Origin of the sequence: Photobacterium sp. DA100 (assembly GCF_029223585.1) — a bacterium.
In the GTDB taxonomy this organism is placed as follows: domain Bacteria; phylum Pseudomonadota; class Gammaproteobacteria; order Enterobacterales; family Vibrionaceae; genus Photobacterium.
This window is the reverse complement of record NZ_CP119424.1, coordinates 1,136,177-1,162,961: the sequence shown is the minus strand read 5'-3', so window position 1 is coordinate 1,162,961 and position 26,785 is coordinate 1,136,177. Positions and strand designations below refer to the sequence as shown.

Sequence of the window (26,785 nt, the reverse complement as noted above, 5' to 3'; positions counted from 1 at the left end):
TCATCCGAGAGATAATAAAAAAGCCCTGCCTGAATGGTAGGGCTTGAAAGATGGGTGTGATTACTTATACGCCGAGCTCTTTTTTCAAAGAACACGCGGTCGGGCAGCCGGCACAGCCTCCGCGCCCAGTACAAAGCAGGCTGCTATCAAATTTTCCGGCCACTTCGGTCGCTACGTCCAGGATTTCGTGGAATGGCAGCGGTGTCAGATGGCCCACCAGTGCCAGCTGGGCATAGGTGAATGGTAGGGTAACAACTGCCATACCACGCGTGGTACATGGGTCTCCGTTTGCTCCGGCAATCGGGTCACAAGGCCAGCCAACAGCCAGCTGCATGGCCATTGAGGCCGCTGATTCTACTTGTTCCGGGGTACCCCCGAGAATATAGGTCAAGGCTGTAGAGGCGAATACGCCACTCAGTCCCATTTCACCGGCACAACCGATGGTTTCTCCGGTTGGATCTGTGCGTGTGTAGGCAATTGCCCCATATGCTGCAGCCACTAACAGGCCTTCGACCATTTTCTCGTCAGAGAAACCGTATTTGATTTGTGCCGCGCGCAGGCAAGACATCACGACACCGCCGCCGGCACCGTGAGGGAAGCCGACATTAGGCGTATTCGGTGCCATGGAAAGCACGGAGAAGTAATGCTTCACCGCATTGTATTGTGCTTCGTCAAGGATCTTCTCCCCAGAGACAATACGTTTGTAGTTACCGGTATCGAAACCGTAGCAGTGCATGTAGTCAAGATCGATATCATCGGCCATGACTTCGACTTGGCGAACCATCAGTACGCGCAGCTCATCGACCTTCTTGAGGATCTCTTCCCGTGTCATGCCGGTTGCGGCGATCTGGTAATCTATCGCGATTTCGTGCATTGGCCTGTTTTGCGAAAGCTCAACAAATTTCGTCGAGTTATCAAACAGCTGTGGTTTGCGATTGGGCAGTGTCGGGGTTGGAAGAATACATTCAAGGAAGTATACCTCGCATTCAGGTACCTGTGCTTTTAGCTCCTGCAGATTAGGCTTGTTGGTGGTGGTAAAGAAGTAGGCAACACCGTTTTCGTTGCGGTCGATACTGCAATCCATCAGGCCTGTTATTTTCGACTTCAAGCCGTCAAGCATGGTTGGGCTGCCGTCACGTTTGATCACCAGTACCAGGTTGATATCCCCTTTGTAGATATAGTCAAAGCCCATGATCTTCTTGGTTTGGATCATGCCACCGCCAATAGAGTCGCCGACCAGGCTGACGACCTTGCCCGATCTCGTGGTGATCTCGAACTTCATCCCGTTCAAGTGGTCGGTTTCTTTCATCGGCGCTTTGGTAAAGACGACCTCGATGCCGCATTCTCTAGCGATGTCGTGGCATTCGTTACGTTCCGGAGAATCAACCGGCAGGCCAATTGCGCCTGCGCACATGCCGATATCTTCAGACATCAGGCCAAAGGTACCGGCGAATGATCCTTCCTCGTCCATAATGACTTCTATTTTATTGATCGCCTCACCGGCGGCTAAGAAATGGGTCAGCAGGCCTAGGCGTTGCGGGGCGGCCAGGTGGCTTGATGAACCGGCCAGCATGACCGGAGCCATGACATCATTGAAAAAGCTAGGGTAAAGCTCTATAGACATTTTGTTCACCTTGGATTTTCTCAGTGTTTGTTTGCCATAGGTTAAACAAACCCATCGAATGAAGATGACCATTTTGGGCCAAACAGGGTAATATCAGGGAAAGACAGGACGGATAACCAACAATGAAAAATAGATTTATAGCGGTTGTAGACTCTGAGCATGTGCTGACGATGCTGGGGGTTTTAAAAACGATGGACTTGGATGTCTACCAGATTTTTGAACAAGCCATTATGCCCGCCGATATAGAGCTGTATCCCCGTAACAGCTATATTGTTACGGAAAGGCTGCAGGCATTGTACAACCTGCTTATGGCCAATTTATCTGATGATGAATTGGTTAGTTTTATTGAACAATCGACTAAAGAAAATGCAGCTAAGTTTCTTAAATCACTTGATATGAGTGAGTGTCTTACAGTAAAAGAAGCGGTTGAAACTATTTGCGCCAATATTTTTAAAACATCGCTGGACTCGAATTTCGGACTCGAGCTGCAGTTTGGCCGAACCTGGTTTTACCGAAAGCGTGAGTATTGTGAAGAGCCCTGGTTCTTACTATCAGAGCTATATATGGTTTCAGTATTTGGTGAACTTATTCGGTTGCTTGTTGCTAGGCCCTGGGTGCCAGCCGAAATCTGTCTTATGACTGATGCCAGGAATCTCTGCCAGCGGCTCTATCCGGGGCATAGTATTCAGTTTTACACCGGCCGGGAATATAGCGCTCTGGAGATGGATGACTTTTTGCTGGAATCTCCAGTTGATGAGAAATGGCGAGCCAACCGTATAAAAGCGGCTAGCGGGATAACAAAAACAGTCTCCAATACCTTGCGTCACTCACTGCCACTTTATTTTGGTGAAGGGCGTCCGACCCTGGAAAAGGCAGCAGAAATAACAGGCTTAACTCCAAGGACACTGAAGCGCAGGCTACATGAAGAAGGGACCAGCTATACCAAGTTGTTAGAAACAATGATTATTGATATTGCAAAGCATCAACTTGTTTACGGCGATAAGCCTATTTCTGAGATTGCTTTTGCGTTGGGCTATACCTTAAGCAACCATTTCTCGAGAGCCTTTAAACGCGCAGAAGGGGTAACGCCAAAACAGTATCGCGATATTAACCAGCCATGATCATTATTACCCTGTACGGCTAATGATCGTTATTATTTATTGAGTAAACAAAAAACAGTTGGCCCGAAATGGTAGGTCTGTGGCGCTATTTGTCGCTAGCATAGCTTCTATACCGATAACCATTAAAAGGTCACTGATATGAAATTATCAACGATAGCTATTGCTACCTCTGCTGCTTTATCTGTTTCTGTTTTCGCGGCTGATGCGACAATTCAGCCGATCCATCAAGGTTATAGCGATACCGCTCCTCAATATGAGGTCAACGGCAAAGTTATTAGTAATGTGGATGTTAAAGCTCCTCTATGGAACCCGCGTGGAAAGACTAAAGAGCAACTCAAACAGCGAGTGAAGCACTTAGTAGAATTTTACGAAAACACAAGCTCTGATCTTGCAAAAACTAAGGACATTCCTTACAGGGTTAAATATCAAGATGCAATTGCTATCAATTCAATTCTTCCCAATTCTGTAGGTATCGTAGATAACACAGAAGAGTCTTTTGCTCGTGGTCTTTTGGCTAACTACAATGCTGGTATGACTATGGCATCGGCTACTGTCTATGCATTTCCGACAGACGGAAGTGATGGGAGTGACCCGTTTCAGCGTATCCTTCAGTCCAATAATGTCGCTGACGGTATGAAATTGACCCATGTAGATACCGTAGATGACATCCGCGAGGCGAAGGATGAAGGCAAAATGGCACTGATGTATAACACACAAGGTGCAGATTTCGTCGTCAAAGATCTAGCCAACATAAAAAAAGCCAAAGAAGCAGGCATACGTGCCATGAATTTTGTGTATAACGGAAATAACCCTTTGGCGACCGGTAGTGCTGTTAGCCGTACCGATAAAGACGAAGGTATCACGGAATTAGGTAAGCAGTATATTCGTCAGATGAACAAGTACGGAATGGTTATTGATGTATCTCATTCGTCAGATCAGACAGCTATTGACGCGGCTAAGTATTCTACCAAGCCTATTTTGGCATCTCATTCAAACGCTGCCGGGGTCTACGATGTCAGTCGCAATATGAGTGATGAAGCTATTAAAGCGGTTGCTTCTACCGGAGGGGCTATTTGTTCGACTGGTATTGGTCTTTTTCTTGGTCCTACAGGCGAAGCGACACCAGAAATTTTTGCTGAGCACGTTGAATATACAGCAAATCTTGTAGGTCGTGACAAAACTTGCTTCTCCACAGACTACCTTCATGCATATGAAGAGATGTTGATGGGGCAGGTGCCTAATGTGGATATTTATCCGCCTGAGAAAGGGTTCGGTGGATATATGCAAAATGTAAGTGCTCGTGACATTTGGGCTGTTGCTCGTATTCTTGAAGAGAAGTATGGTTGGTCAGAAAAAGACGTTCGCGGCTTTCTGGGTGAAAACCTGATGCGTGTCTACGCGGCTAATTGGAATTAAGCATTAAAATCTAATTAATTGTTACCAAATGGTAAGTATATAAGTATTGGTAGATCTTATATTAAACCATCAATTTGTTCTGATACATTTTTCACCTGGAAAATTGAAATGATTAAAACTATTAGTCCTATGGGGCGTTATTGCAAAGCGAAAATCGTGAACAATACGGTTTATCTATGTGGTCAGTTTTCAACAGATCAGACTCTGGACATTAAAGGACAAGCAGATAATACGTTTGCTCAAGTAGATGAACTACTCGCTGAGTGCGGAAGTGATAAGTCTAAAGTTGTGAGTATCTTGGTACACCTGAAGGATATTGAAAAAGACTACGCATCATTTAATGCAGCTTACGATACCTGGATTGCTGGTGATGAGGCCCCTGTACGTACATGTGTCGAGTCTAAAATGTTTTCAGAAGCATGTTTAGTTGAGTTGACAATTACAGCCATTGTATAGCTGGCTATATATTAATTCCTACACTTTTATAAATATAAACGATTAAGTTTTTTAGCTTAAGCCCTGACCTGAGAACAGGGCTTATTTAGTATCATCCAGTCTGTGGTTAAGATAATAATGAATAATCAAAGCCAGAATATCGGTAATTTGATTTTAATAGTATCACTTGTGATTCCAGTAAGTACTCAAGCTTCTGATAAAACTCGATTAGCCAATGAGGTCTCTGCAGAGCAGAATAAAGAGATCCCCAATTTTGGTGGAAAGACTTCTCCCCAGGGACAATTGTACGAAGATAAGCAAGCTGAGCCTTATGTTCGGGTTCCGCAGTTAGATCAATGGATTGCTCCTTGGAGAGAATACAAAGCAGACCTGCATGAGGAGTTCGGCCTATCAGTTTCCGGTCATTATGCAACCCTTTACCACTCTTATAGCGATGTCGACGCAGGCTATGACGACTACGGTGTATCCGGTGATTTCCGTATTGCCGCAAACTGGATCGTGAACGGGGCCGGGAGCCGCAATTACAGCTCAATTTCTATGGTTGTGAATAACCGTCACGCTTTCTCGGATACTGCTCCGGGTACATTTGGTGGATTTGGCTATTACGGTATTGCTGCCGCCCATTTTGGCGATTTGGACGGGAAATTTAATATACTAACTTTAACCTGGAACCAGAGCCTTAATGGTGGCAATTCTGGGTTTATCGTAGGTAGTTTCGATCCCAATGATTATATGAACATCCTTGGCTATGCAAATCCGCAGACGACCTTCTCAAACTTGAATATACTGCTAGAACCTTCAGTTACTTTTCCTGATGTCAGCTGGGGGATAGGGGCTGGCCATTGGTTCGATAGCTCAACATATGTTATAGCCGGGATTAATGATGCCAACGGTTTTGCCGGTGATGATTTGGCGTTTCTTGATGGTGGTTCCGAGTTTTTCAAGTGGGTTCATCTAGGATGGACACCATCTAAAGATCAACGCTATTACAAAAATATTCATTTAATGGCCTGGCATACGGATGAACGGGAGGACTATATTGGCGGAGCTGGCCAAGTCGGACAGGAGGCCGTGTACGGGGCAGCAATCGGGGCCAACTGGACGTTTAGGGAGACCTATATGCCATTTTTCCGGATAGGCTTTTCGCAAGGGAATCATGATTTTTATAATCGCTCGGCAACAGCAGGCATGCTTTATAAGTTTAAGGCGAGCGGCGACCTGATTGGGGTGGCGGTCAACTGGGGTAAGTTTGATGAAAAGGGAATCCGAAGCCGTGATTCGCAATCAACCACTGAGCTGTTTTATCGATTCCAGGTATCAAATAATTTGGCAATAACACCTAGTTTGCAGTACCTGGCAAACCCGGCCTATTCCTCCAGTGTGGAGAGTATGTGGGTCACGGGTCTTCGTGCCCGAGTGAGTTTTTAAAAGCCCTCACGGGCGAATTAAAGCAAGATAGTAACAGTATATAAAGTAGCAGATACAATGTGTTTTTATCTGTCAGCCAGAGATACTGTTACTACAGCCAGTCCGTTTATCGTGACAGTTGCAGAGAGTTTTGATGGTAAATGAAACGTTTTCCCTGAGCGGCCTAGCGAATCGCTTCAATAAACATCGGAAGTAACTCCAGCCAACCATAGATGACAATAAATGCGATCACCATTGTCCAGACAATGCGTTCGATCCAACTTTTTCGACTATGGTAACGGAATGGGTCCGGCTCACCACAGTTGGGGCAGGCATGGGCACGTTTGGAAATCGATTTTTCACACAGTGGACAGGCTAGCAGCGGCATTGTAATTCTCCATCCGTTTCAATTATTCTTTAAACATAGTTTAAAAGCAGTCACTTAGAAACAACCTCGGAAGATTAGTTTGATAAATGGGTGAATTTATCAAATTTTACAAAGACAGTCGCATAATGTGTTCGAGCTCTTCGCTATCTAGCACACCTTCTTTTACTCTTTGCAGTAACAGGCAGAGGTTTCAATTTGTTCTTGCAAACTTTCTTTCACTAATCCACTTAGCCAGTTCACCAGATTGCTGTGGTGATCTTTAATATGACAAAAGCTGTTTACGCTGAGCTGATAGTCCTCTGGCTCCACTAAATTAGCGACAGACTTCATTTTGAGGTGTGGAAAATGTTGTATCGGAAAGAAGTCATTATGCGCGATATACATATCGGTTTGGCTGATGACGTCGATTAATGCAAGGAGTACTTCAGAGCGAATACCGACTTTTGCCTCCACTCCGTATTGTTTCAACGTTTCAACGGCATATACGATTTGATCGTTCCAGCCCGGAATGATTAGAGAGGCAAGCTCGTATTTAGCAAAATCTGGCAGTTCAAGTTGCTTAGATGCTAGAGGGTGGTCTTTTCTGAAAATCACTGTGGGATTGAAATCAACGAGCTTTTTACTGTATATCTGTTTCGTGTGCGGAACGGAGCTGTAGTTAATCGCAAGGATGATTTTATTTTGCGCCAAGTCATTTGGGGTTTGCTGGGCCCAAGTCACAATTTCAAGCTGGATATTTGGCGCTTGTTCCCTGATTTTTCTATGTAAACTTCCAGCAATGCATGTCAAAATCGGCCCTGCGATTGCTATACGAACAGTTTGATCTATGTATTTAGGATCAAACTCAGTGAGATTGTTTAATTCTCTGGTTAAGCCTTCTAGATACGAGTTGGCCACACCAGCAATTTGGTGGGCTAAAGGCGTTGGCTCCAAGCCTTTCGGGACTTTGACAAACAGCTGATCGTCAAAGTGCTCACGAAGTTTTTTCAACGAATGGCTCACAGCAGGTTGGCTGACATGTAGCCGGTTTGCTGCTTTACGCATATTTTTTTCTTGGTATAACACGACCAATAACTTGAGCATGTTCAAGTCTAAGCTGTTGGCATCACGCTGTGTCATTACAAAGTCCATATCGAAATTTTCCTTAAGTATATCAGCAGACTAATCAGCTGAACGACATTGGCGGTGAAACTTTTTAATGGCGAACAGAATTCTGAGATTAAGCAATGTTTCATAGGGGCAATAATGGGAAAAGCGGCATTGAGAGGGAGCTGAGTCCCTCTCAATGCTAGTGGTTTAATAGCCGAATGCAGGTGCTAAGACATCGTAGATGATTGCAGGATAAGCTGTGTCCATCATCAGTGGGCGTTTGTAAACATAGTTTGTATGGTTGTCTGTAAAGTGAACGATAAAGAACAGTCGTTCAGCCGTACGGTATGAGTCTATGACGAAGTCTGATTCCCCACCATCTAGTGGCGTACCATCAGAGAAAACATGGTTATTATCTGAAATATGGCTGAGAGGGTGCTCGATGTAATTATATTCGCCATCTTCGGTACAGAGGCCATTATCGCAGAAGCTTAATGAATACCATATTTTTCCATACTCAATATGCATTTCTTTACCATCTAGGCCTGTTGCCAGATGATTAGCTTGCGGCCAGATTTTCCCCGCATCAATGTTGGCATCATTCACTACCCAGGTGAAGTTGTGTTCAAAGTTGCTGCTGCTATCGCCAGGGTCGCTGTTACCGGTATTTTTTGCAACGTAATATGTAACCGTCAGCGTTTCATTTTGCCAGCTACAACCGGTAAATACCTCATATTGCAGATGCTCACCCTCAAAGCTACATGCTTTGTGAAGCGCTGCAACCGTCATACCAAAGCGGTCTGAAACTTCCTGATACCAGTTGTCTGGGGTTGGGCGATCGGGTGAGGTATCATCACCTGGTAAGTGTTCGGGTGGAAGTTGAGGCTGCGGTCTCTCCGGAACTTCAATTTCAGGTAAATGAGTTGCTGGTGGTAGTGTCTTGTCATCAGTAGAGTCACTTGATGAGTTACAACCAGCGAGTAATGCAACGGCAAGAACAGCAAAGAGTTTTTTCATTTCAATTCACCATAGTGATGACCTACCGTGTAAGCCGGTGTTTGGAGTAGTAAATGTAATCTATGGCGTATTTATACGTTGTTTTATTGGGTTGAGGATAATTACTCTTATTGATATCGCTGATAAAATTTGCTGATTGCCAGTAAAAGAATATTGTTCTATTGGATTTCAAATACAATTGAACGGTATTTTATTGTGGGTTTTCGTAAGTTTCATATCTGTTTTAAATCTATAGTTTATGCCTTCATCAGCTCTTCAACTTTTTGCTGAATGATCGAGGTAACATGCTTAGTAAGCCACTTTTGCTTTGGGTGTAAACTGTCTCGGCGGCGGGTGATCATTTCTATATCAAAATCTGGAATAGGGATGGGCGCCTCACAAATCGTGACGCTTTCACTATTTGGTGCTGAGCGACCAACCAGCTCGGCCATGACGCAAAGGAGGCGCCTGCCCATTAGCATATGGCGTAAGGTAAGAAAGCGGGTGGAGCCAAGCACGACTTTTCGTTTTTTTTTCATGTCCGTCAGAGTGATATCGACCGCAGAGGTTAATTCACGATTGGCCGTGATCACCATTTGTGGAGTCGCTAGGTAATCATCAAGACTGATAGGTAATTTGACTTGTAAAACAGAGTTATCGAACAAACAGACATGACGCTCACGATACAGAAAGGTGCGAACTAGGCTCTCGGGAAGGGCTTTAAACACGCCAATCGCCAAGTCTATATCACCTGATTCAAGCGCAGATACGCAGTTGGAGGGATCGATGGCTTTGAATAACACCTGACTGTTTGGACAATCACTAAGCAGTTGATCAAAAAGGGTTGGACCAAACACTTGTTCTGCGTAGTCTGATAGGCCAATTATAAACTTGTCGTGGTATTCTTCCGGCTCAAAAACATTTGGGAGAAGAATGTCTTCGCGGATGATTGATAGCGCTCCCCATTAGATTTCGTTGATAACCTCGATAGCGCAAAAATAGCATTATTGATGACATTATTCGACGTACAGTTTTGACGAATTACTTCGACGAAACGTTGAGATAACAACTATTAGCACCATGCCCTTGAGGGTGAGACCAGCATGAACAGTAGCCACCAAAAAGTATTAACGTCATTAGCATCACTGCCAGTAAAGGAATTCAAGACGCACAGCCAGAAGGTCAAGTCGGGTGATGTGTTTGTCTGCCGACAAGGCTTAACTTGGGATAGTCATTTGTCTGCTGAAGATGCGGTAGCGCGTGGCGCTTGCGGCGTGATAGCGAATCGTCCTCTGGACTTGGCAGTGCCCTGCTTGGTGACACCCAGCCACAGTACGACAGTCAGTTTGATCAACCAATACTATTCTTATCCTCAAGATAAGATTAAGCATATTGGGGTGACAGGTACTAACGGAAAAACAACCGTCGCTTATTGCCTTAACCAGTTGCTCAACCTCAAGGGTAAATCAGCTTATACAGGTACACTTGGTAGTTCATTTGATGATGTTTATTACCCGTTAGATAACACCACACCAGATGCCATTACCTTGCTGAACCTATTCCATGCAATGGAGCAACGTGATGTTTCTCACCATGTCATGGAGGTGAGCAGCCATGCATTATCGCAGGATAGGGTGACACATATCGACTTCGATATTGTCATTATCACCAACATTGGTTCCGATCACCTTGATTATCACAAACATCGTGAAGACTACATTCAAGCCAAACTTCGACTAATTGATAGGCTAAAACCAGGTGGCGTAGCCATTGTGAACTTGGATGATGAACAGTCCCTTTCAGTGATAGAACGCTGTAGAAGCCGTTGTGAGGTCATTACTTTTAGTTGTACTGATGTAACCGCTGACCTCTTTGCTGCAAAGATTCGATCTGCATGCTGTGGCAGCCAGTTTAGCTTGGTATATCAAGGTGCAGAATATCAAGTGGTATCTAGCTTGCCATTTCGTTTCAATATTGAAAATAGCCTTGCCATTATTGCGTCTATGCTGGGGTTGGGAATGCCAATTGACGAGGTATTGACATTTTTCGAGGTGATGATCCCAGCTCCAGGGCGGAGTGAAGTGTACCCGCTGAGCAATGGAGCCACGGCGATCCTCGATTATGCGCATAATTACGATAGCCTGAGCAATCTATACCACAATGTCCGTGAACATAATACAGGTAAGGTTGTTACCGTGATCGGTGTGACAGGTGAGAGGCTTGCTGATGCGGCTGGTATCGGAGAGTTGTGCTTTAGCCAGTCAGAGCGATTGGTGTTGACGACTGATAATCCCTTGGGTGTGAATCAGGATGAATTGTTCAGCGCACTAACCAGCAAGTTGCCATTTAATCCTGATAAAGCGGTCACTTGTTTGGAAGACAGGCTGTTGGCGATCAAAACAGCCACTGCTGAGCTTCAGCAAGGCGATGTGTTGCTGCTTTGCGGTAAAGGCCACGAGAAATACCAGTACATCACTAGCAACAAGAATGAAGCCGAGCCGTATTTGGGAGATCTAGATGCGTTGCGCCTATCTGCTGAAAACATCGGATTACAGCTTGTTGCTGGGTTTTCTGAATATGAAGAACCTGCAGATTTGATGGTTAAATAAGCGTTCCGGGGGGGGAGGAGTGACAATTATGGCGCTTCTAAGTCAAACAGAATCTATTCCGATGGCAAAAAACGCGACTTATATTAAGCTGCTGTCGGCACAGGTAGTTTCCCTTATAGGCACGGGTATTAGTACCTTGACGCTGGCGTTGCTCGCATGGGATATCGCGGGAGATGACGCCAGTGCTGTTCTGGGTATTGCGTTTGCCTTGAAGATGATTGCTTATGTCGGGGTGGCTCCAGTTTTTGGCGCTATAGCCCATAAGCTTCCTAGGAAGCCTGCGATGATCACGTTGGATCTGGTTCGTGCCGGTCTTATTTTGTTTCTGCCCTTTGTGACCGAGACTTGGCAGATTTATGTATTGGTTTTCTGTATCAATGCGTGTTCGGCAGGTTTCACCCCCCTATATCAAGCAACATTACCCGCGGTACTTCCCGATGAAAACCAGTATGTAAAGGCACTTTCATTCAGTCGATTGGCATATGATCTTGAACAATTGATCAGCCCGCTGCTTACCGCTTCGTTGCTGGTGGTATTAGGTTTTAGGCAATTGTTTATTCTCAATGCCTTCACCTTCTTGCTTTCAGCCATATTGCTCATGGTTTGTGTGTTTCCAATAATCAAAACAGCTCCGCCTTGCGAGAGTGGGCCGCTGCATCAATTAAAGCATGGTTTGCAGTCTTATCTTTCTACACCAAGGCTAAAAGCCTTATGGATTGGCTATCTAGCGGCTTCTACCGCCAGCGCGATGGTGATTGTCAATACTGTGGTGTACGTTAATCAAATCCTCGGAGGGGGAGAGCAAGCTACCGCCCTGGTCATGGCGGTGGTGGGATTTGGCTCTATGGTTGTCGCGCTGAAGTTGCCCAGCTGGCTTGAAGGGAGAAAACTGCGCGGATTTATGTTGCTTGGCAGTGCGATGATTGTCTGCGCTTTTTTGATCGCCACTCAGCTTCCGGGTTGGCATGGGTTTATTGGGGTGTGCTTGCTGTTTGGCGCCGGTATGTCGTTGATTCAGACTCCTGCCGGGCTCTTGATCACCCGATCATGTCAAGAGGAGGATGCAACCGCATTTTTTGCCGCCCATTTTTCGCTTACCCATCTGTGGTGGCTATTCACTTATTTGCTCGCAGGTTGGAGTGCCGTCATGTTGGGGTTATCGGCCGCTTATTGGGTGATGGGTGTACTCTGCGTTGGAAGCCTTGTGGGTATATATCGATGGTTTCCTCTAAATGAATGATGAATCTTTCTTGACGGTGTTATCTAGACAAGTTGGTCAATTGAAGGCTTGTTTATATTATTATCTATTGATTACTTTATATTTTTCCCTGTAACAACAAGCTAGTTGTTATCCATTCCCGTCACGCTGCTGACACGTCCCATCAATAAAACATTCATATTTCCCCCGCACTCTGTATCTCGAATCGGACATGAGATGACGGACATGGATACCATCATAAGCATCAGAAATATCAATAAGACCTTCGGTAACAAGCAGGCACTGAAAAGGGTTAACCTGACCATCACAGAGCGCTCGATGACGGCACTACTGGGCCCATCAGGCTCAGGTAAGTCAACGTTAATGCGTCACCTTAGTGGTTTGGTTGTATCAGACAAAGACGTAGATTCGAAAATTACAGTATTGGGACAAACTGTTCAGGCGCAGGGTAAAGCCAGTAAGCAGATCCGCAGGAGCCGTTCTCAGGCAGGGTATATTTTCCAACAGTTCAACTTGGTAAATCGCTTGAGTGTATTGACCAATGTCCTGATCGGCGCGCTCAGTGAAACAGCGAAGTGGCGTACCTTAACGGGCACATTCACGGCAAAGCAAAAACTGCGGGCACTGCAGGCTTTGCAGCGTGTGGGTATGGAGCAATTTGCTCATCAACGCGTCTCAACGCTATCTGGCGGTCAGCAGCAGCGGGTGGCAATAGCCCGCGCACTCATGCAGCAAGCCAAAATTATTTTCGCCGATGAACCTATCGCTTCATTGGATCCTGAATCATCACGCATCGTGATGGAGCTTCTTGAGGATATCAACCGCAAGGAAGGCATTCCGGTTGTTGTAACCCTACACCAGGTTGACCATGCCCTGAAATATTGCAAGCAGATCATTGCGCTTCGTGACGGGGAAGTCTTCTACCAGGGGGCAGCGACCGAATTGACAGAGCAAAAACTGACAGCGCTTTATACCGCAGCAAAGCCGCAGGCAGAAAATGCATCTGTTGGTGCTGAACTGGCACCATCATTTTAATCCGACAGGGAAAGATCATGTTTACCATTATCAAGAAAGTTAGCTGTTCTATCGCACTTGCGGCCAGCTTGGTATCTCCGTTAACCAGTGTGGCGGAAACCATGAAAGAAATTAACTTTGGCATTATTGCAACCGATGCCCAGCAAAACCTAAAACAACGCTGGGAGCCAATGCTGAATGATTTGAGTGAAGAGCTTGGCATTAAGGTAAAGGCCTATTTCGCCCCGGATTATGCCGGGATTATCCAGGGAATGCGCTTCAAGAAAGTCGATTTTGCCTACTTTGGCAATAAATCGGCAATGGAAGCGGTGGATCGTGCCAACGCAGAGATTTTTGCCCGTTACATCGATGAAGACGGTACCCAGGGGTATTACAGTGTATTGCTGGTCAACAGCGACAATGATGATATCAACACACTGCAGGATGTGATTGATAACCGCAAAGAGTTGATGTTGGGCAACGGTGAGCCTAACTCAACCTCGGGGTTCTTGGTCCCGAATTACTACGCGTTCGCTCAGAACCATATCTCAGCCAATGACTTCAAGCGAACCATTGTTGCCAACCACGGTGCAAATGCAATGGCAGTTGCTAACAAGCAAGTGGATGTGGCAACGAATCACACCATGAACCTGACGCGTATTGAGAAAAGCAGCCCGGAACTTTTCGCCAAGCTGAAAGTGATTTGGCAGTCAGAACTGATCCCATCGGATGTGATCACCTGGCGCAAGGATATTCCTGCAGACGTGAAGAACAAGGCGCGTGATTTTTTTCTTGCTTACGGTAAAGACAACCCTCAACAGTTGGACAATCTCAAGCTGCTGGCCTGGTCTGGCTTTGCGCCGGCAGATAATAACCAATTGCTGCCAATTCGCCAGATGGAGGCCTACAAGGCGTTGGTGGAAACCCAAGACAACCCGCGTTTGAGCGATAAAGTGAAGACGGAACGTATTGCCAAGTATCAGGCTGAGCTTGACTCGCTGGCAGCTGAAATCAAAGCACTTCATACAAGATCAGAAAAAGTACCAGGTTAACAATGGATGAGGGCAGGGGAGTTCCCCCTGCCACAAAAGGAATAAACAATGCATACTGATACTCAACACTTGATGCCGCCATCGAAGCTTTCGATAAAAAATGCTGTTATCGCGATAATCGTTCTTAGCATTTTAATGTGGGCTTGGCGGGGCGCAGAAATGGCACCGATGATGTTCTTTGAGCACCCGGAAAACATGGTGCAGCTGCTGAAGGACTTCTTCCCTCCGGACTTTACGGATGTTCAGCTATATTTCAGTGAAATGCTGGTCACTATCCAGATTGGTATTTGGGGAACATTACTTTCGATTTTTCTGGCCATCCCATTTGGTATTTTGAGTGCAGAAAACCTAATGCCACCTTGGGTCACTTTACCGGTAAGACGCTTGATGGATGGCCTTCGAGCCATCAATGAGATGGTTTTTGCCATGCTGTTTGTGGTGGTGGTGGGTTTGGGCCCTTTTGCTGGTGTGATGGCATTGTTTATCCATACTACAGGCGTATTGGCAAAATTGTTTGCCGAAGCGGTGGAGGCAATTGAGCCGGGGCCGATTGAGGGGGTCAAGGCCACAGGTGCAAATCCGCTTGAAGTGATCCTGTATGGGGTCATTCCACAAGTAATGCCGTTGTGGATTTCCTATTCACTTTACCGCCTAGAGTCGAATATCCGCTCTGCGACAGTTGTTGGTATGGTGGGGGCCGGTGGTATTGGCGTGTTGCTGTGGCAATCTATCTCTGGCTTCCAGATGCAACAAACCGCCGCCATTATGCTGATTGTTATTATTACAGTGAGTATTATTGATTTTATTTCTCAGGTAATTCGCAAGAAATTCATTTAATTGAAATATTGATTTAATCACGGAATAAAAATTTTGGGTTTACATGTCTAGATAACTGGAAATTAGGCTGTACCTAAATTAAGGAAATGATAATGCCTGTCTATCTGAAAATTGCCAAGGAATTGGAAGATGACTTACGTCATAAATATCTGGCAGGCGACTATTTACCGTCCGAGTCACAATTGGCTAAATATTTTCAAGTTAATCGCCACACGGTGAGAAGAGCAATTGATGAATTGGTGACTGCAGGCTTGATTTTACGTCAGCAGGGAAAGGGTAACATGGTACTAAGTCAACCAGCCGATTACTACCTGCATGCTGGTGCCCATTTTACCGGTAATCTGCTTGAACAAGGTGCTCTACCTCGTTGTGAAGTGCTGCAGTCTCGCGTCATAACCGCCAGTGAGCGATTGGCAGAAGAGTTAAAATGTGAACCGGAAAGTCGAATTATCCATTTGCGGACATACCGAAAAATGGATGGTGTTCCACGAACTGTGATTGACCATTATTTGCCTGACTATAGCTGGTGGCCAGTGATAAAACATTTTAAGGCTGGCTCGCTGCATAATTTCATACAAAAAGAGCTGGGCATCGAAATAGAGCGCAAAAGTACTCGGCTTCGCGCCCAAACACCCAATGCGGAATATTGTCGACTTTTGCAAATAAATAGCAGTATTCCCTTATTAAAAATACGTACCACGAATGTCATAAAAGGCACGGAAATAGTTGCTGAATATTCAAATTCCAGTACTCGTTCCGATGTTATTGAATTAGTCATGGAGCACTAAATGGACACCACGGAAAAAAGAAAATATTGGATGTCTGTACTGGCTCAGGCCAGCTTTGAAAAACTCTCAGTCTTTTGGCAACAAAGCCAAACTAAATATGGTCTAGCTCCGGATTACCAGGTAATCCGCCCGGCAGAAATCGGTTTGGCGCAAGTACGCGCAAGGATGGGAAGTACGGGACGTCAATTCAATATCGGCGATGTCACCATCACCCGAGCAGCTATACAGCTAGCAACCGGTGAAATGGGCTACAGCTACCTGCAGGGGCGAAACAAGCAGCATGCGGAGTTAGCAGCAATATTGGACGCACTGCTTCAGACCGAAAGTTACCAGAAGGTGATTTTTTGCCAAATCATCGCCCCTTTGGCGACGGATATGCAAGCAGAAAGAGCGCTGCGCCAGCAAGAGGTTGCGAGCAGTAAAGTGGACTTTTTCACCATGGTTCGTGGTGAAGACTAAGTTGCGCTCATGGAGAAAGGAGAAATACGATGAGCCATATTACCTCGGCATTTCGTGATGCCGTACATGACAGCCAATTCTGCTTCAGACGCTTACTCAAAGCCATGTCTGAACCAGGCACGATTGTTGAACTCGACCGCTGCCAGGGCTTTGGGACAATGATGCCTGCGACAGGCCAAGTGTTATTGGCGATGGCGGATAACAGCACGCCGCTATGGTTGTCACCGGCCTTTATGAAAGACAAAGCAGCCAAGCAGAATATCCATTTCCACACTGGCGCTTCAACAAATGCTACCACGGGCAAAGCGTCGTTTGCTGCTATTGCCCTCGCTGACATGCCAGTAATTAAGTTTGATGAACTGGCGTTTAATGTTGGCAACGAAGAGTACCCTGATCGCAGCACAACCATTGTTATCGAAACAGACGGCTTTTTCTCCGGCCAACAATATAAGTTGACCGGCCCAGGGATCAAAGACGAGCAATATATCCAGCTCGGCGAGCTTTCTTCTGTAGTGAAAAACGCATTGTTGGTTCAGGGAGAGGTATTCCCGTTGGGGTTGGATTTGATTTTTGTTTCGGGTGAGCAAGTGGTGGCAATCCCGCGATCAACGTCAGTGGAGGCGGTGTAATGTACGTTGCAGTTAAAGGCGGCGAAAAAGCCATCAAAGCCGCGCACCAACTTCAGGCGCAAAAGCGCCGTGGCAGAACAGACTTGCCAGAATTACAAGTCTCGCAAATCAGTGAACAGCTGGCGGGAGCCGTAGACCGTGTAATGACCGAGGGCGGGGTTTACGACAAAGAGCTAGCGGCACTCGCGATCAAGCAAGCGAGTGGCGACTTGGTTGAAGCGATTTTCCTGCTGCGTGCATACCGAACCACGTTGCCGCGTTTGGCCATACTGGAGCCGGTTGATACTTCAGAGATGCGTATTGAGCGTCGTATTTCGGCAACATACAAAGACTTACCCGGTGGTCAGTTGTTAGGCCCTACTCATGACTATACCCATCGTTTGCTGGATTTCAGCCTGCTCGCAGAAGGTGAAACACCGGTAGCTAGGTTGCAGGGTTTTTCATCACAGCAGGTGGCTGAAAGTGTTGCTGAGCCGTTCCCGCAGGTAATGGGCATTCTTGAAAAGCTGGATTTGATGGTAACGGAACAAGACCAGGGGGAGCAGCCTGACGATGTCACGATGGAACCGGTTAATTTCCCTTGTGATCGTTCTGCTCGTCTGCAGCAGCTGGCTCGCGGTGATGAGGGGTTCCTGTTGGCGCTTGGCTATTCGACTCAGCGAGGTTATGGCCGCAGCCACCCGTTTGCAGGTGAAATCCGGTCAGGGAAGGTGACGCTGTCACTGAGTCCTGAAGAGCTATGCTCGGAAACCGATAGCGAAAACTTTGCTATTGATATCGGTGAGCTTGAGTTGACCGAATGCCAGATGATCAATGGTTTTATTGGCAATAAGCAGCAAAAACCCAAACTGACACGGGGCTATGGCCTGACCTTTGGGTTTACCGAGCGTAAAGCGATGTCTATGGCATTGGTAGATCGTGCGCTGCAAGGTGCCGAATACGGTGAGGCTGTTGATGGACCTGCTCAGGATGAAGAGTTTGTCTTGGCTCATGCTGATAACGTTGAGGCTGCCGGGTTCGTTTCTCACCTTAAATTACCGCATTACGTTGATTTCCAATCTGAGTTGGAGCTTCTGCGTAAGATGCACCATGAACACGATGAAATGATGGCAACACAGTACGTAGACGGTGAGGGCAACTGAATGTCTCAAGCAAATAATAATCACGGTTATAACTACGGTTATCTAGACGAGCAAACGAAGCGCATGATTCGCAGGGCGCTGCTTAAGGCAGTTGCCATCCCTGGCTACCAAGTGCCTTTTGGCGGTCGTGAGATGCCAATGCCATACGGTTGGGGTACCGGTGGTGTTCAACTTACAGCGACAATCATTGGTCAGGACGATACCCTCAAAGTGATTGACCAGGGTGCGGACGATACGACCAATGCCGTTTCGATTCGTGAGTTTTTTAAAACGGTGGCAAAGGCCAAGACAACAGAAACGACCACTGAAGCGTCTATCATCCAGACCCGCCACCGTATTCCTGAAGTGGCGCTGCAGAAAGATCAGATCTTGGTCTATCAAGTGCCGATCCCTGAGCCATTGCGTTTTATTGAGCCGCGTGAAACCGAAACCCGCAAAATGCATGCTCTACAGGAGTACGGCATCATGCATGTCAAACTGTACGAGGATATTGCACGCTTTGGTCACATTGCTACCGCTTATGCGTATCCGGTTCGCGTCAATGATCGCTACATCATGGACCCATCGCCGATCCCTAAATTTGATAACCCGAAAATGGACAATATGGCTGCGCTTCAATTGTTTGGTGCTGGCAGGGAGAAGCGTATTTATGCCATCCCTCCATATACCAAGGTGCAGAGCCTAGATTTTGATGATCATCCATTTGAAGTACAGAAATGGGATGAGCCATGCAGCATTTGTGGATCAACTGATACTTTCTTGGATGAGGTGGTGTTAGATGACGAAGGCAACCGAATGTTTGTCTGCTCAGACACCGACTATTGCCGCCAGACGGTCGACAAGAACTCATTTTTTGCCGTGAATACTGCTGAATCAAGCGATTTTTCTCTTGAACAAACACTAGCTGCAGATGTGGTAGATGCGCAAACGGTAGTGGGACAAAGATAATGATGATGGAAATGATAAAGCTTAAAGAACAGCCTCTACTGTCGGTACAGAGCCTCACCAAACTCTATGCTCCGGGAAAAGGGTTTACGGATGTGTCGTTTGAGCTTTTCCCTGGTGAAGTATTGGGCATTGTAGGCGAATCAGGTTCTGGCAAAAGCACTTTGTTAAGAGCCATTTCTGGCCGGTTGCAGCCAGATCACGGCGAAGTACTGTATTTACGCGGAGAAGCAAGTCAGCAGTTGGCTCAAGTTGAAGACCTGTATGCAATGGCAGAAAGTCAGCGCCGCCATTTACTCCGCACTGAATGGGGGGTGGTACACCAGCACCCAATGGATGGTCTGCGTGGGCGTGTGTCTGCCGGCGGTAATATCGGCGAGCGTTTGATGGCCGTCGGCAAAAGCCACTACGGTGAAATTCGTGAACAAGCCGAGAAGTGGCTAGGTGATGTTGAAATTCCGGCAGAGCGAATTGATGATATGCCAACCACATTCTCAGGCGGGATGCAGCAGCGTTTGCAGATTGCCCGCAATTTGGTCACTCACCCTAAATTGATTTTTATGGACGAGCCAACCGGTGGCCTGGATGTGTCCGTTCAGGCGAAGTTGCTTGATCTGTTACGCCGACTGGTCACCGAGCTGGAACTTGCCGTTGTTATTGTGACTCATGACTTGGCGGTTGCGCGTTTGCTTGCCCACCGTTTGATGGTGATGAAGCAGAGCTATGTGGTTGAAACGGGCTTGACCGATCAGGTGCTGGACGATCCTCAGCATCCTTATACTCAGCTTTTAGTCTCATCGGTACTGCAAAACTAGGGAAAAAACATGAACAAGCCAATGTTGAAAGTCTGTAATGTTAGCAAAACCTTCGTTTTGCATAATCAAAATGGTATCGAGTTGCCTGTACTGAAAAATGCATCGATGAGTGTTGAGCAAGGTGAATGCGTTGTGCTGCACGGCCATTCAGGCTCGGGTAAGTCAACTTTGCTGCGCGCTTTGTATGCCAATTATCTTGTTGATGCTGGATCGATTGAAGTGCGCCATCATGAACAGTGGATTGATCTTGTCAGTGCCCCACCGCGCGAAGTGTTGAATGTGCGTCGCGATACCGTGGGCTGGGTGAGCCAGTTTTTGCGTGTTATCCCACGCATCAGCGCGTTGGAAGTCGTTATGCAGCCCATGCTAGAGCTCGGTGGGTGCCGTGAGGAGGCGGAGCGAAAAGCCAGTGAGTTGCTCAGACGCTTGAATGTGCCTGAGCATCTATGGCACTTGGCTCCTGCGACTTTCTCCGGTGGCGAACAGCAGCGGGTCAATATCGCCAGGGGATTTATCGTTGATTACCCAGTTTTACTTCTTGATGAGCCAACGGCATCGCTAGATGCGACAAATAGTGCGGTCGTCGTGAGTTTGATTGAAGAGGCCAAACTTCGCGGGGCGGCGGTAGTGGGTATTTTCCACGATGAAGACGTCAGAGCGCAGGTTGCCGATCGTTTATACGAGATGAAGCCAACAAGCGGCATTAAATCTGCACTGACTTCTGCCCAAGAGTCATCAACGACTGACATCACCACAGCAGCTGAACAAGTTGCCTAGTTCAGGGATGAGGAAACAATTGTGATTATTACTAATGTACAAATGGTCCTGGAAGACGAGATCGTAAAGGGATCGGTTGAACTGGAAAATGGTGTCATTAAGTCTATGTCAGATACGCTTAGCCAGTTACCTCATGCCTATGATGGCGAGAATGGCTGGTTGATGCCCGGCTTGATTGAGCTTCATACCGATAACTTGGAAAAGTATTTCACCCCACGCCCGAAAGTCGATTGGCCACCATTTTCAGCAATGAGTGCCCATGATGCCCAGTTGATAGGTTCGGGGATCACCACCGTGCTGGATGCTGTCGCTCTGGGCGATTACCGTGAAGGTGGGCGTCGTCAGGATAACTTGGATCACCTTATCGATACGGTGATTGAAAGCCAGAAACGAGGTGTGAACCGTGCAGAGCATTTCCTGCACCTTCGCTGTGAAGTGCCGCATGAAACCACCGTCGGCATGTATGAGCGCTATGCTAACTTGCCAGAGGTACATTTGGTTTCTCTTATGGACCATGCTCCTGGGCAGCGGCAGTTTGTTGATGTTCAAAAGTACCGTGATTACTACCAGGGTAAATACAAATTCTCTGACGATCAGATGCTTGCTTTTGAGAAAGAGCAGGCAGCCCGTTCTCAACAATGGTCTGCATCAAACCGGGCTGAAATTACTCGGCAGTGTTGTGAGCGGAATATTCCGATGGCTAGTCATGATGATGCCACGCTTGAGCATGTTCGAGAGTCAAAAGACTTGGGTATGGTGATTGCGGAATTCCCAACCACCGTTGATGCCGCCAGGGCATCTCATGAGATGGGCTTAAAGGTCATGATGGGAGCGCCTAATGTTGTCCGTGGCGGTTCGCATTCAGGTAATGTGGCGGCGCATGAGTTAGCTAGCTTAGGTGTACTGGATATTCTGTCATCAGACTATTACCCAGGAAGTTTGCTGGATGCGCTTTTCAAGTTGGCAGACGATGAACGCAATGACTTGGATTTGCCGCAGGCAACCAAGCTAGCTACAGTGAACCCAGCAGAGGCGCTTCAACTTAATGACCGAGGTGTGATTGCGGAAGGCAAACGTGCAGATCTACTTCTTGCACACCATTTGCATGATCACACTTATGTCACACGTGTCTGGCGTCAGGGTAAGCAGGTATTTTAATTAATAGTGCTAGCACGCGCCAACGATCAGAAACGCAAGGAGATCTGCGTTGAGTAAACAAGGCACCTTATTTTATGTAATGGGCGCGTCGGGAGCAGGCAAAGACAGCCTGCTTCAGGCGATTCGCATGATTTACCCAAACCAGCTATTGGTGGCACATCGATATATCACCCGTTCTGCGCAAGCAGGGGGAGAGAACCATGTTGAATTATCATTGGACGAATTTATCCAGCGCAAACAACGAGGTTTGTTTGCCATGAGCTGGCAGGCGAACGGTTTTTACTATGCCCTGGGTAAAGAAATTGAGCTCTGGCTATCGCAAGGGTTAGATGTGGTAGTCAATGGTTCTCGAGCGTATCTTGAACAAGCCATGATGGACTTCGGCTATCGCGTTGTGCCAGTCATCGTAGATGTCAGTGCCGAAGTGTTGGAGGCTAGGTTGTATGCCAGGGGGCGTGAAACGCCCGCGCAAATCGTCGATAGGCTTGCGAGGGCAGAGTACTACCGCGGGCAATGCCCTGACAGCGGGTTTTTATTGGACAATAGTGGTTCATTGCAGCAAACCATTGAGCAATTTTGCAAAGAGTACAGCCGCTATCAGGGCGCTCAACCTTTGCTAACTGGCAGTGCAGCGCAAAGTGACGAGGAGATCTTGCAATGAAGTTTACGGTAATAGGAACAGGTAATGCCCGGCTATTACCCGTGTATGGCTGCCAGTGCATTGCTTGCGAACGGGCGAGAGAAAACCCCGCATTCAGGCGGAGGAAAACATCGGCGTATATTAGCGACCAAGGCAGAAATTTGTTGATAGATGCTAATGCCGAGGATTTGCTGTTACGTTTTCCAGCCGGCAGTATCGACAGTGTTGTGTTGACCCATTACCACATGGATCATGTGCAATCCCTGTTTGATCTGCGCTGGGGAGTGAATTTGTCTATTCCGGTGTTTGGTCCAGACGATCCTGTCGGTTGTGATGACCTGTTCAAACATCCCGGTATTTTAGAGTTCAAATCAGCCAGGCAGCCCTTTGAAACTTTTTACTGGCGAGATATCTGCCTGACGCCGCTGCCTTTGATTCACTCTAAGCCCTGCTTGGGGTATGTCTTCGAGCGTCAGGGCAAGCGTATTGCATACCTAACGGATACAGTTGATTTATCAACAGAAGTAAAACAATGGTTTGCAGAAAACCCGGTAGAGCTAATGTTGATTGATTGCAGTTTCCCGCCGGTAGACCGAACCGTAGGGGAGCAGCCGAGCAACCATAATGATGTGGTCCTTGCTCGATCCCTCAAAGAGTCATGCCGGTCAAATAAAATGGGCCTGATTCATATTGGCCATGACCTCGAAAGCTGGGCAATGGCAAACCCACAAGCCTTTGATGACGACTTCTTTCTCGTGTCCGATGGACAGGAATTTAACTTTTGAGCCATAAATCATGAACCAACCTTTATCTCCAACCTTGTCCTCTAAGCCAAGCATTGCTGGAACAAGCAAGATGCTAGGGCCTTCCTTGAGGGTTTGGAGTTGTTAGCGTAGTCACTTTCGTGGCTAAAGAACGGTACCGTGGCACGGCTCTCTAGCAGTCTGAATCAATAAATTCCACTTGATATGAGTCGGTACCTTTTGCATCGGTATAAATGACCCTGCATTGGTAGTTTAACGCTCCATTTTTAGGGAAGGAGATGTGGGCTGTCAAACCGCCATTGTCATTACTCTTGTTGGTGACATAGAGCTTCGCGTCGATGTCGAATGCCCTGCGGACGTTATCGATATGACCTGAAGGGTAGCCGTTGCAGATATAGATATCTTCGAGGAAAAAAGAGTCTTTCTTATTTTCTAGTGCATTGCTGAGTTCCTCACTGCTATCTGGATAGCATTTTGACAGTGCGCCACCGATTTCGGCTTTTGTATGAACGAGCTCAGACATGGTGTGAATGTTTGCCGCGATAGATTGAAGTGTCGCACGGCGAGAGTCTTGTTGAATGTTGAGCATCTTGAGTGCAGCTGTGAGGGCCAGAAGTCCGACTAAAACAATAACGGTAACGAGTCTAATCATAATAAGTAGTTGAGCTGTTGAGAGAAGAGTTAATTATTTTGAATGCTGTTTTTTTAACGGTGTTGATTGTAGGGGTAATTTTTTGCTTGTGCAACTGATGAATGCGTGGATAGCAAGATATCACACAGGTCTATGGCTTAGGGGGAGGTTTGAGAGGTGGATACAAAAATGCCAAAAGTAGTTAGCTTTTGGCATTGAAGATTTCTTGGCGTTGAACGACTTGAATTAGAAATGCAGCTGGATGACGGATTCAGCGACACAGCCAGGACGTCGTATACCCTCAATCTGTACCGTTAGCTCTTGGACGATTTCCAGTCCTCGCTTAATTGGTGTTACAGATTGAATTTTAGTCGTTGCGCGAATACGGTTTTCCGACTTTACCGGGTACGGGAAGCGAATTTTGTTGAAACCCATATTGACGGTCATTTTAGCCGTTGGGAACTTTTGGTTCTCAGGGTCAACACTGTCTGTAAGAACAGAAAGTAGTGACAGCGTCAGGAAGCCGTGTGCAATAGTCGTCTTAAATGGAGACTCTTCAGCAGCGCGCTCTGGGTTAGTATGAATCCACTGGTGATCTTCAGTCACATCAGCAAATTGGTTAATACGACCCTGATCAACAGTCATCCATTCACCAGTATGGATGACTTCACCAAGGGTAGCAGTGAGCTCTTTGTACAAGGCTTCTGCTTCAGGCTTCATTTCGATAGCTGGTGTTTTAGCAACAGCTTCAGGTGCGATATTTTCCACAACAGTTTTTTCTATCTTGGTTTTACTCGGTTGCTCGACAACATCATCATTAGATGCAGACTGTTTGTGCGTAACAAGGGCCCCCAGCTGTGTTTTGTTTGCTCGGTTAACAAAATCAAGCCAGTGCTCACGTAAAGATGGTGAGAGTAAGTCTTTTAGTTCAAAGGCATGTAGTGATAGGCCATCACGTTTTTGCTTAAAATAATCGACAACTTTCATGACTTGATACCTTATTATTTAAAACTGCCTGAAGCCGAATCAAGGCGAAGTATTGTAATGGGAAATAAAATTATTGAAAGAAAAAAATGTGTCCCACATCTCAAATTTTTTACTGGGCTGACTTTAACTAACTGAATATTAAGTAATGTTATAAGCTGTTAGTTTAGTGTAAAAATACTAACTTAACTTGCGTTTGATATTCGGTTGTCAGAAAAATAGCCATTGCCTTCGATTTAAGCGTACACATGTAAGTTATTTCAGCGTACATGTGTAACTATATTTCAGCGTACAAGTGTATATTTATTTAATTGATAGGAGCATAAAAATACACTGTATAAAACACATTAAAACCAAATTCATCTTAGAGTAAATTAAACAGAATTGCTCTAAAAAATAGCAATATTTTATGCATGGCTAAAATAATTCACATGCTGGAATTGCTAACTTGTTAATAATGTCACTTAGCTGAAACTCATTCTCAATTGAGAGAAATATGCCCTATCTGTGATACGTCTACGCTTATAGCCAGATGTTGTAATCCAAGTAACCAGGAGTTAGTTGGATATAAACATCTCAATGATTAGAACTAACCGAATGCCTTGGCGTGTTTGGGTAAATATCATCTTGGCTAGGTAGTAAAATTGATGAAAAGTTATCGGACTATGGGGCTGGCAGTATGGCTGCTGGCATCGGTCCCTGTTGTTGGTGCTGAACATGACGACTTGGCACTTAAACTTGATCAATATGTCAAAAACGCTGTAAAGAAGGGGATTCCTGGCGCCTCTTTAGCCGTCGTCATTAATGGCGATATCAGGTTGTTGCGTGGCTACGGCGTGACAAAAAAAGGCAGTAAGGAGAAGATTGATTCTGCGACCGTGTTCCCCTTGGCTTCGATTTCAAAGACATTTGCCTCTGCGGCTGTGTCGATTCTTGTCGACCAGGGGGTGATTGAATGGGATACCCATGTCGTCCCGTACCTCGACAACATCACGTTCAGTGATCCAATGCTTGGTAAGGATGTGACATTGCGCCACTTACTGTCCCATACTACTGGCTTGGTACCGCAAGCCTACTCGGACCTGATTGAAGATAATGTCAAATACTCCCGTATTCTCAATATACTCGACAGGGTGAAGTTTGTATGTGAGCCGGGGAAATGCTACGGCTACCAAAATGTCGTCTATAACCTTACAGCAGATATGCTGGCATTGGCAGTGGGAGTCGACTATTCCGCCTTTGTGCAAGAGAACATCTTTGTGCCGCTTGAAATGGATCATGCATCATATGGTATGGAGGGCTTCACTGAATCAGAAAACCGTGTCACTCCCCATGTGAAGGTCAAAGCGGGGTTTGCCCCTGTGAAGCCTGCCTCATACTACTATCGCTTACCGGCAGCGGCAGGGGTAAATGCAAGTGCACAAGACCTGGCCAAGTGGATGTTGGCCCAATTGGGCCACAATCCAAGTGTATTGCGCCCGCCACTGCTTGAGATCATGCACAAGCCGCACATACGTGCTAATCAATATCGCTACCGGGCCAAGCTAAGTAATGTGTATTACGGACTCGGCTGGCGAACGTTTGATTACAAAGGGCTATCAGGTTTTGTTCACCATGGCGGATGGGTAAAGGGGATCCGAACAGAGATGTTGTTCAATCGGTATACACAGACAGGGATGGTATTTTTAACCAATTGCGAAACCGATGTTGCGAGAGATATTGTGCTTTATTTCCTTAAGCTGTATCGTGAGCGATTCGAGCAACAAAAGAGCTAGATGAAGTAAACGTGTAATTACCAGAGAGGAATACATGGCTAAGAAAAGAA

General features: G+C 46.4%; 27 protein-coding genes. 20 read left to right on the top strand and 7 right to left on the bottom strand.

Going from position 1 to position 26,785, the window contains the following annotated elements; translation table 11 throughout:
• Positions 1 to 64 precede the first annotated feature (64 nt).
• On the bottom strand, positions 65 to 1,624 hold the full coding sequence (locus PTW35_RS23030) for an L-serine ammonia-lyase, iron-sulfur-dependent, subunit alpha (protein ID WP_281027627.1): 1,560 nt from the start codon (positions 1,622 to 1,624) through the stop codon (positions 65 to 67).
• Between the two features lie 122 nt (positions 1,625 to 1,746).
• Between PTW35_RS23030 and PTW35_RS23025 the strand changes: the two genes are divergently transcribed.
• The 4 genes from PTW35_RS23025 to PTW35_RS23010 all read left to right on the top strand — a co-directional run bounded on the left by PTW35_RS23025 (position 1,747) and on the right by PTW35_RS23010 (position 6,045).
• Positions 1,747 to 2,745, top strand: a complete 999-nt coding sequence (locus PTW35_RS23025) for an AraC family transcriptional regulator (RefSeq protein ID WP_281027626.1) — start codon at positions 1,747 to 1,749, stop codon at positions 2,743 to 2,745.
• A 138-nt stretch (positions 2,746 to 2,883) separates the two neighbouring features.
• On the top strand, positions 2,884 to 4,161 hold the full coding sequence (locus PTW35_RS23020; protein ID WP_281027625.1) for a membrane dipeptidase: 1,278 nt from the start codon (positions 2,884 to 2,886) through the stop codon (positions 4,159 to 4,161).
• A gap of 108 nt (positions 4,162 to 4,269) precedes the next feature.
• Positions 4,270 to 4,617, top strand: a complete 348-nt coding sequence (locus tag PTW35_RS23015) for a RidA family protein (protein WP_281027624.1) — start codon at positions 4,270 to 4,272, stop codon at positions 4,615 to 4,617.
• Positions 4,618 to 4,734: 117 nt separating this feature from the next.
• Entirely contained in the window at positions 4,735 to 6,045 is a 1,311-nt protein-coding gene (locus tag PTW35_RS23010) for a carbohydrate porin (RefSeq protein WP_281027623.1), read from the top strand.
• A 163-nt stretch (positions 6,046 to 6,208) separates the two neighbouring features.
• Here PTW35_RS23010 and PTW35_RS23005 read toward each other — a convergent pair whose 3' ends face one another.
• The 4 genes from PTW35_RS23005 to PTW35_RS22990 form a co-directional block, all read right to left on the bottom strand.
• Positions 6,209 to 6,412 (bottom strand): hypothetical protein, encoded by a 204-nt coding sequence (locus PTW35_RS23005; RefSeq protein ID WP_044620958.1) that lies wholly within the window; start codon positions 6,410 to 6,412, stop codon positions 6,209 to 6,211.
• A 162-nt stretch (positions 6,413 to 6,574) separates the two neighbouring features.
• On the bottom strand, positions 6,575 to 7,543 hold the full coding sequence (locus PTW35_RS23000) for a LysR family transcriptional regulator (RefSeq protein ID WP_281027622.1): 969 nt from the start codon (positions 7,541 to 7,543) through the stop codon (positions 6,575 to 6,577).
• A 165-nt stretch (positions 7,544 to 7,708) separates the two neighbouring features.
• Positions 7,709 to 8,518: a hypothetical protein gene (locus PTW35_RS22995; protein WP_281027621.1), complete on the bottom strand. Its 810-nt coding sequence runs from the start codon at positions 8,516 to 8,518 to the stop codon at positions 7,709 to 7,711.
• Between the two features lie 236 nt (positions 8,519 to 8,754).
• A complete protein-coding gene (locus PTW35_RS22990) occupies positions 8,755 to 9,381 on the bottom strand; it encodes a LysR substrate-binding domain-containing protein (RefSeq protein WP_281029130.1) in 627 nt (208 codons plus the stop codon).
• A 219-nt stretch (positions 9,382 to 9,600) separates the two neighbouring features.
• Here PTW35_RS22990 and PTW35_RS22985 point away from each other — a divergent pair, with 219 nt between their 5' ends.
• The 15 genes from PTW35_RS22985 (at position 9,601) to phnP (ending at position 23,366) form a co-directional block, all read left to right on the top strand.
• Complete coding sequence (locus tag PTW35_RS22985) at positions 9,601 to 11,106, top strand: UDP-N-acetylmuramoyl-L-alanyl-D-glutamate--2,6-diaminopimelate ligase (RefSeq protein WP_281027620.1); 1,506 nt, start codon at positions 9,601 to 9,603, stop codon at positions 11,104 to 11,106.
• Between the two features lie 28 nt (positions 11,107 to 11,134).
• Positions 11,135 to 12,346 carry an MFS transporter gene (locus tag PTW35_RS22980; RefSeq protein ID WP_281027619.1) on the top strand — a complete coding sequence of 404 codons (1,212 nt, stop codon included), beginning with the start codon at positions 11,135 to 11,137 and terminating at the stop codon, positions 12,344 to 12,346.
• Between the two features lie 204 nt (positions 12,347 to 12,550).
• Positions 12,551 to 13,360: a phosphonate ABC transporter ATP-binding protein gene (gene phnC, locus PTW35_RS22975; RefSeq protein ID WP_281027618.1), complete on the top strand. Its 810-nt coding sequence runs from the start codon at positions 12,551 to 12,553 to the stop codon at positions 13,358 to 13,360.
• A gap of 17 nt (positions 13,361 to 13,377) precedes the next feature.
• Positions 13,378 to 14,391, top strand: a complete 1,014-nt coding sequence (gene phnD, locus PTW35_RS22970; RefSeq protein ID WP_281027617.1) for a phosphonate ABC transporter substrate-binding protein — start codon at positions 13,378 to 13,380, stop codon at positions 14,389 to 14,391.
• A gap of 48 nt (positions 14,392 to 14,439) precedes the next feature.
• Positions 14,440 to 15,228, top strand: coding sequence for a phosphonate ABC transporter, permease protein PhnE (phnE, locus tag PTW35_RS22965; protein ID WP_281027616.1), 789 nt, complete (start codon positions 14,440 to 14,442; stop codon positions 15,226 to 15,228).
• A 92-nt stretch (positions 15,229 to 15,320) separates the two neighbouring features.
• Positions 15,321 to 16,016 carry a phosphonate metabolism transcriptional regulator PhnF gene (gene phnF, locus PTW35_RS22960; protein WP_281027615.1) on the top strand — a complete coding sequence of 232 codons (696 nt, stop codon included), beginning with the start codon at positions 15,321 to 15,323 and terminating at the stop codon, positions 16,014 to 16,016.
• Positions 16,017 to 16,475, top strand: a complete 459-nt coding sequence (gene phnG, locus PTW35_RS22955; protein WP_281027614.1) for a phosphonate C-P lyase system protein PhnG — start codon at positions 16,017 to 16,019, stop codon at positions 16,473 to 16,475. It begins immediately after the preceding gene.
• Between the two features lie 29 nt (positions 16,476 to 16,504).
• On the top strand, positions 16,505 to 17,104 hold the full coding sequence (phnH, locus tag PTW35_RS22950) for a phosphonate C-P lyase system protein PhnH (protein WP_281027613.1): 600 nt from the start codon (positions 16,505 to 16,507) through the stop codon (positions 17,102 to 17,104).
• Complete coding sequence (locus tag PTW35_RS22945) at positions 17,104 to 18,246, top strand: carbon-phosphorus lyase complex subunit PhnI (protein ID WP_281027612.1); 1,143 nt, start codon at positions 17,104 to 17,106, stop codon at positions 18,244 to 18,246. Before phnH ends, PTW35_RS22945 begins: the two co-directional genes overlap by 1 nt.
• Entirely contained in the window at positions 18,247 to 19,194 is a 948-nt protein-coding gene (locus tag PTW35_RS22940; RefSeq protein ID WP_281027611.1) for an alpha-D-ribose 1-methylphosphonate 5-phosphate C-P-lyase PhnJ, read from the top strand.
• Positions 19,194 to 20,006 carry a phosphonate C-P lyase system protein PhnK gene (gene phnK / locus PTW35_RS22935; RefSeq protein WP_281027610.1) on the top strand — a complete coding sequence of 271 codons (813 nt, stop codon included), beginning with the start codon at positions 19,194 to 19,196 and terminating at the stop codon, positions 20,004 to 20,006. Before PTW35_RS22940 ends, phnK begins: the two co-directional genes overlap by 1 nt.
• A gap of 21 nt (positions 20,007 to 20,027) precedes the next feature.
• Positions 20,028 to 20,783: a phosphonate C-P lyase system protein PhnL gene (gene phnL / locus PTW35_RS22930; protein WP_281029129.1), complete on the top strand. Its 756-nt coding sequence runs from the start codon at positions 20,028 to 20,030 to the stop codon at positions 20,781 to 20,783.
• Positions 20,784 to 20,804: 21 nt separating this feature from the next.
• On the top strand, positions 20,805 to 21,941 hold the full coding sequence (gene phnM / locus PTW35_RS22925; protein ID WP_281027609.1) for an alpha-D-ribose 1-methylphosphonate 5-triphosphate diphosphatase: 1,137 nt from the start codon (positions 20,805 to 20,807) through the stop codon (positions 21,939 to 21,941).
• A 49-nt stretch (positions 21,942 to 21,990) separates the two neighbouring features.
• Positions 21,991 to 22,602: a ribose 1,5-bisphosphokinase gene (gene phnN / locus PTW35_RS22920; protein ID WP_281027608.1), complete on the top strand. Its 612-nt coding sequence runs from the start codon at positions 21,991 to 21,993 to the stop codon at positions 22,600 to 22,602.
• On the top strand, positions 22,599 to 23,366 hold the full coding sequence (gene phnP, locus PTW35_RS22915; RefSeq protein ID WP_281027607.1) for a phosphonate metabolism protein PhnP: 768 nt from the start codon (positions 22,599 to 22,601) through the stop codon (positions 23,364 to 23,366). Before phnN ends, phnP begins: the two co-directional genes overlap by 4 nt.
• Positions 23,367 to 23,517: 151 nt before the next feature.
• On the opposite strand, the gene PTW35_RS22910 is transcribed toward phnP, so the two are convergent.
• Together PTW35_RS22910 and PTW35_RS22905 are read right to left on the bottom strand one after the other, a co-directional pair.
• On the bottom strand, positions 23,518 to 23,997 hold the full coding sequence (locus PTW35_RS22910) for a hypothetical protein (protein WP_281027606.1): 480 nt from the start codon (positions 23,995 to 23,997) through the stop codon (positions 23,518 to 23,520).
• Positions 23,998 to 24,222: 225 nt separating this feature from the next.
• Complete coding sequence (locus PTW35_RS22905; protein WP_044620971.1) at positions 24,223 to 24,963, bottom strand: MaoC family dehydratase; 741 nt, start codon at positions 24,961 to 24,963, stop codon at positions 24,223 to 24,225.
• Between the two features lie 644 nt (positions 24,964 to 25,607).
• Here PTW35_RS22905 and PTW35_RS22900 point away from each other — a divergent pair.
• Complete coding sequence (locus tag PTW35_RS22900) at positions 25,608 to 26,735, top strand: serine hydrolase domain-containing protein (RefSeq protein WP_281027605.1); 1,128 nt, start codon at positions 25,608 to 25,610, stop codon at positions 26,733 to 26,735.
• Positions 26,736 to 26,785: the final 50 nt, after the last annotated feature.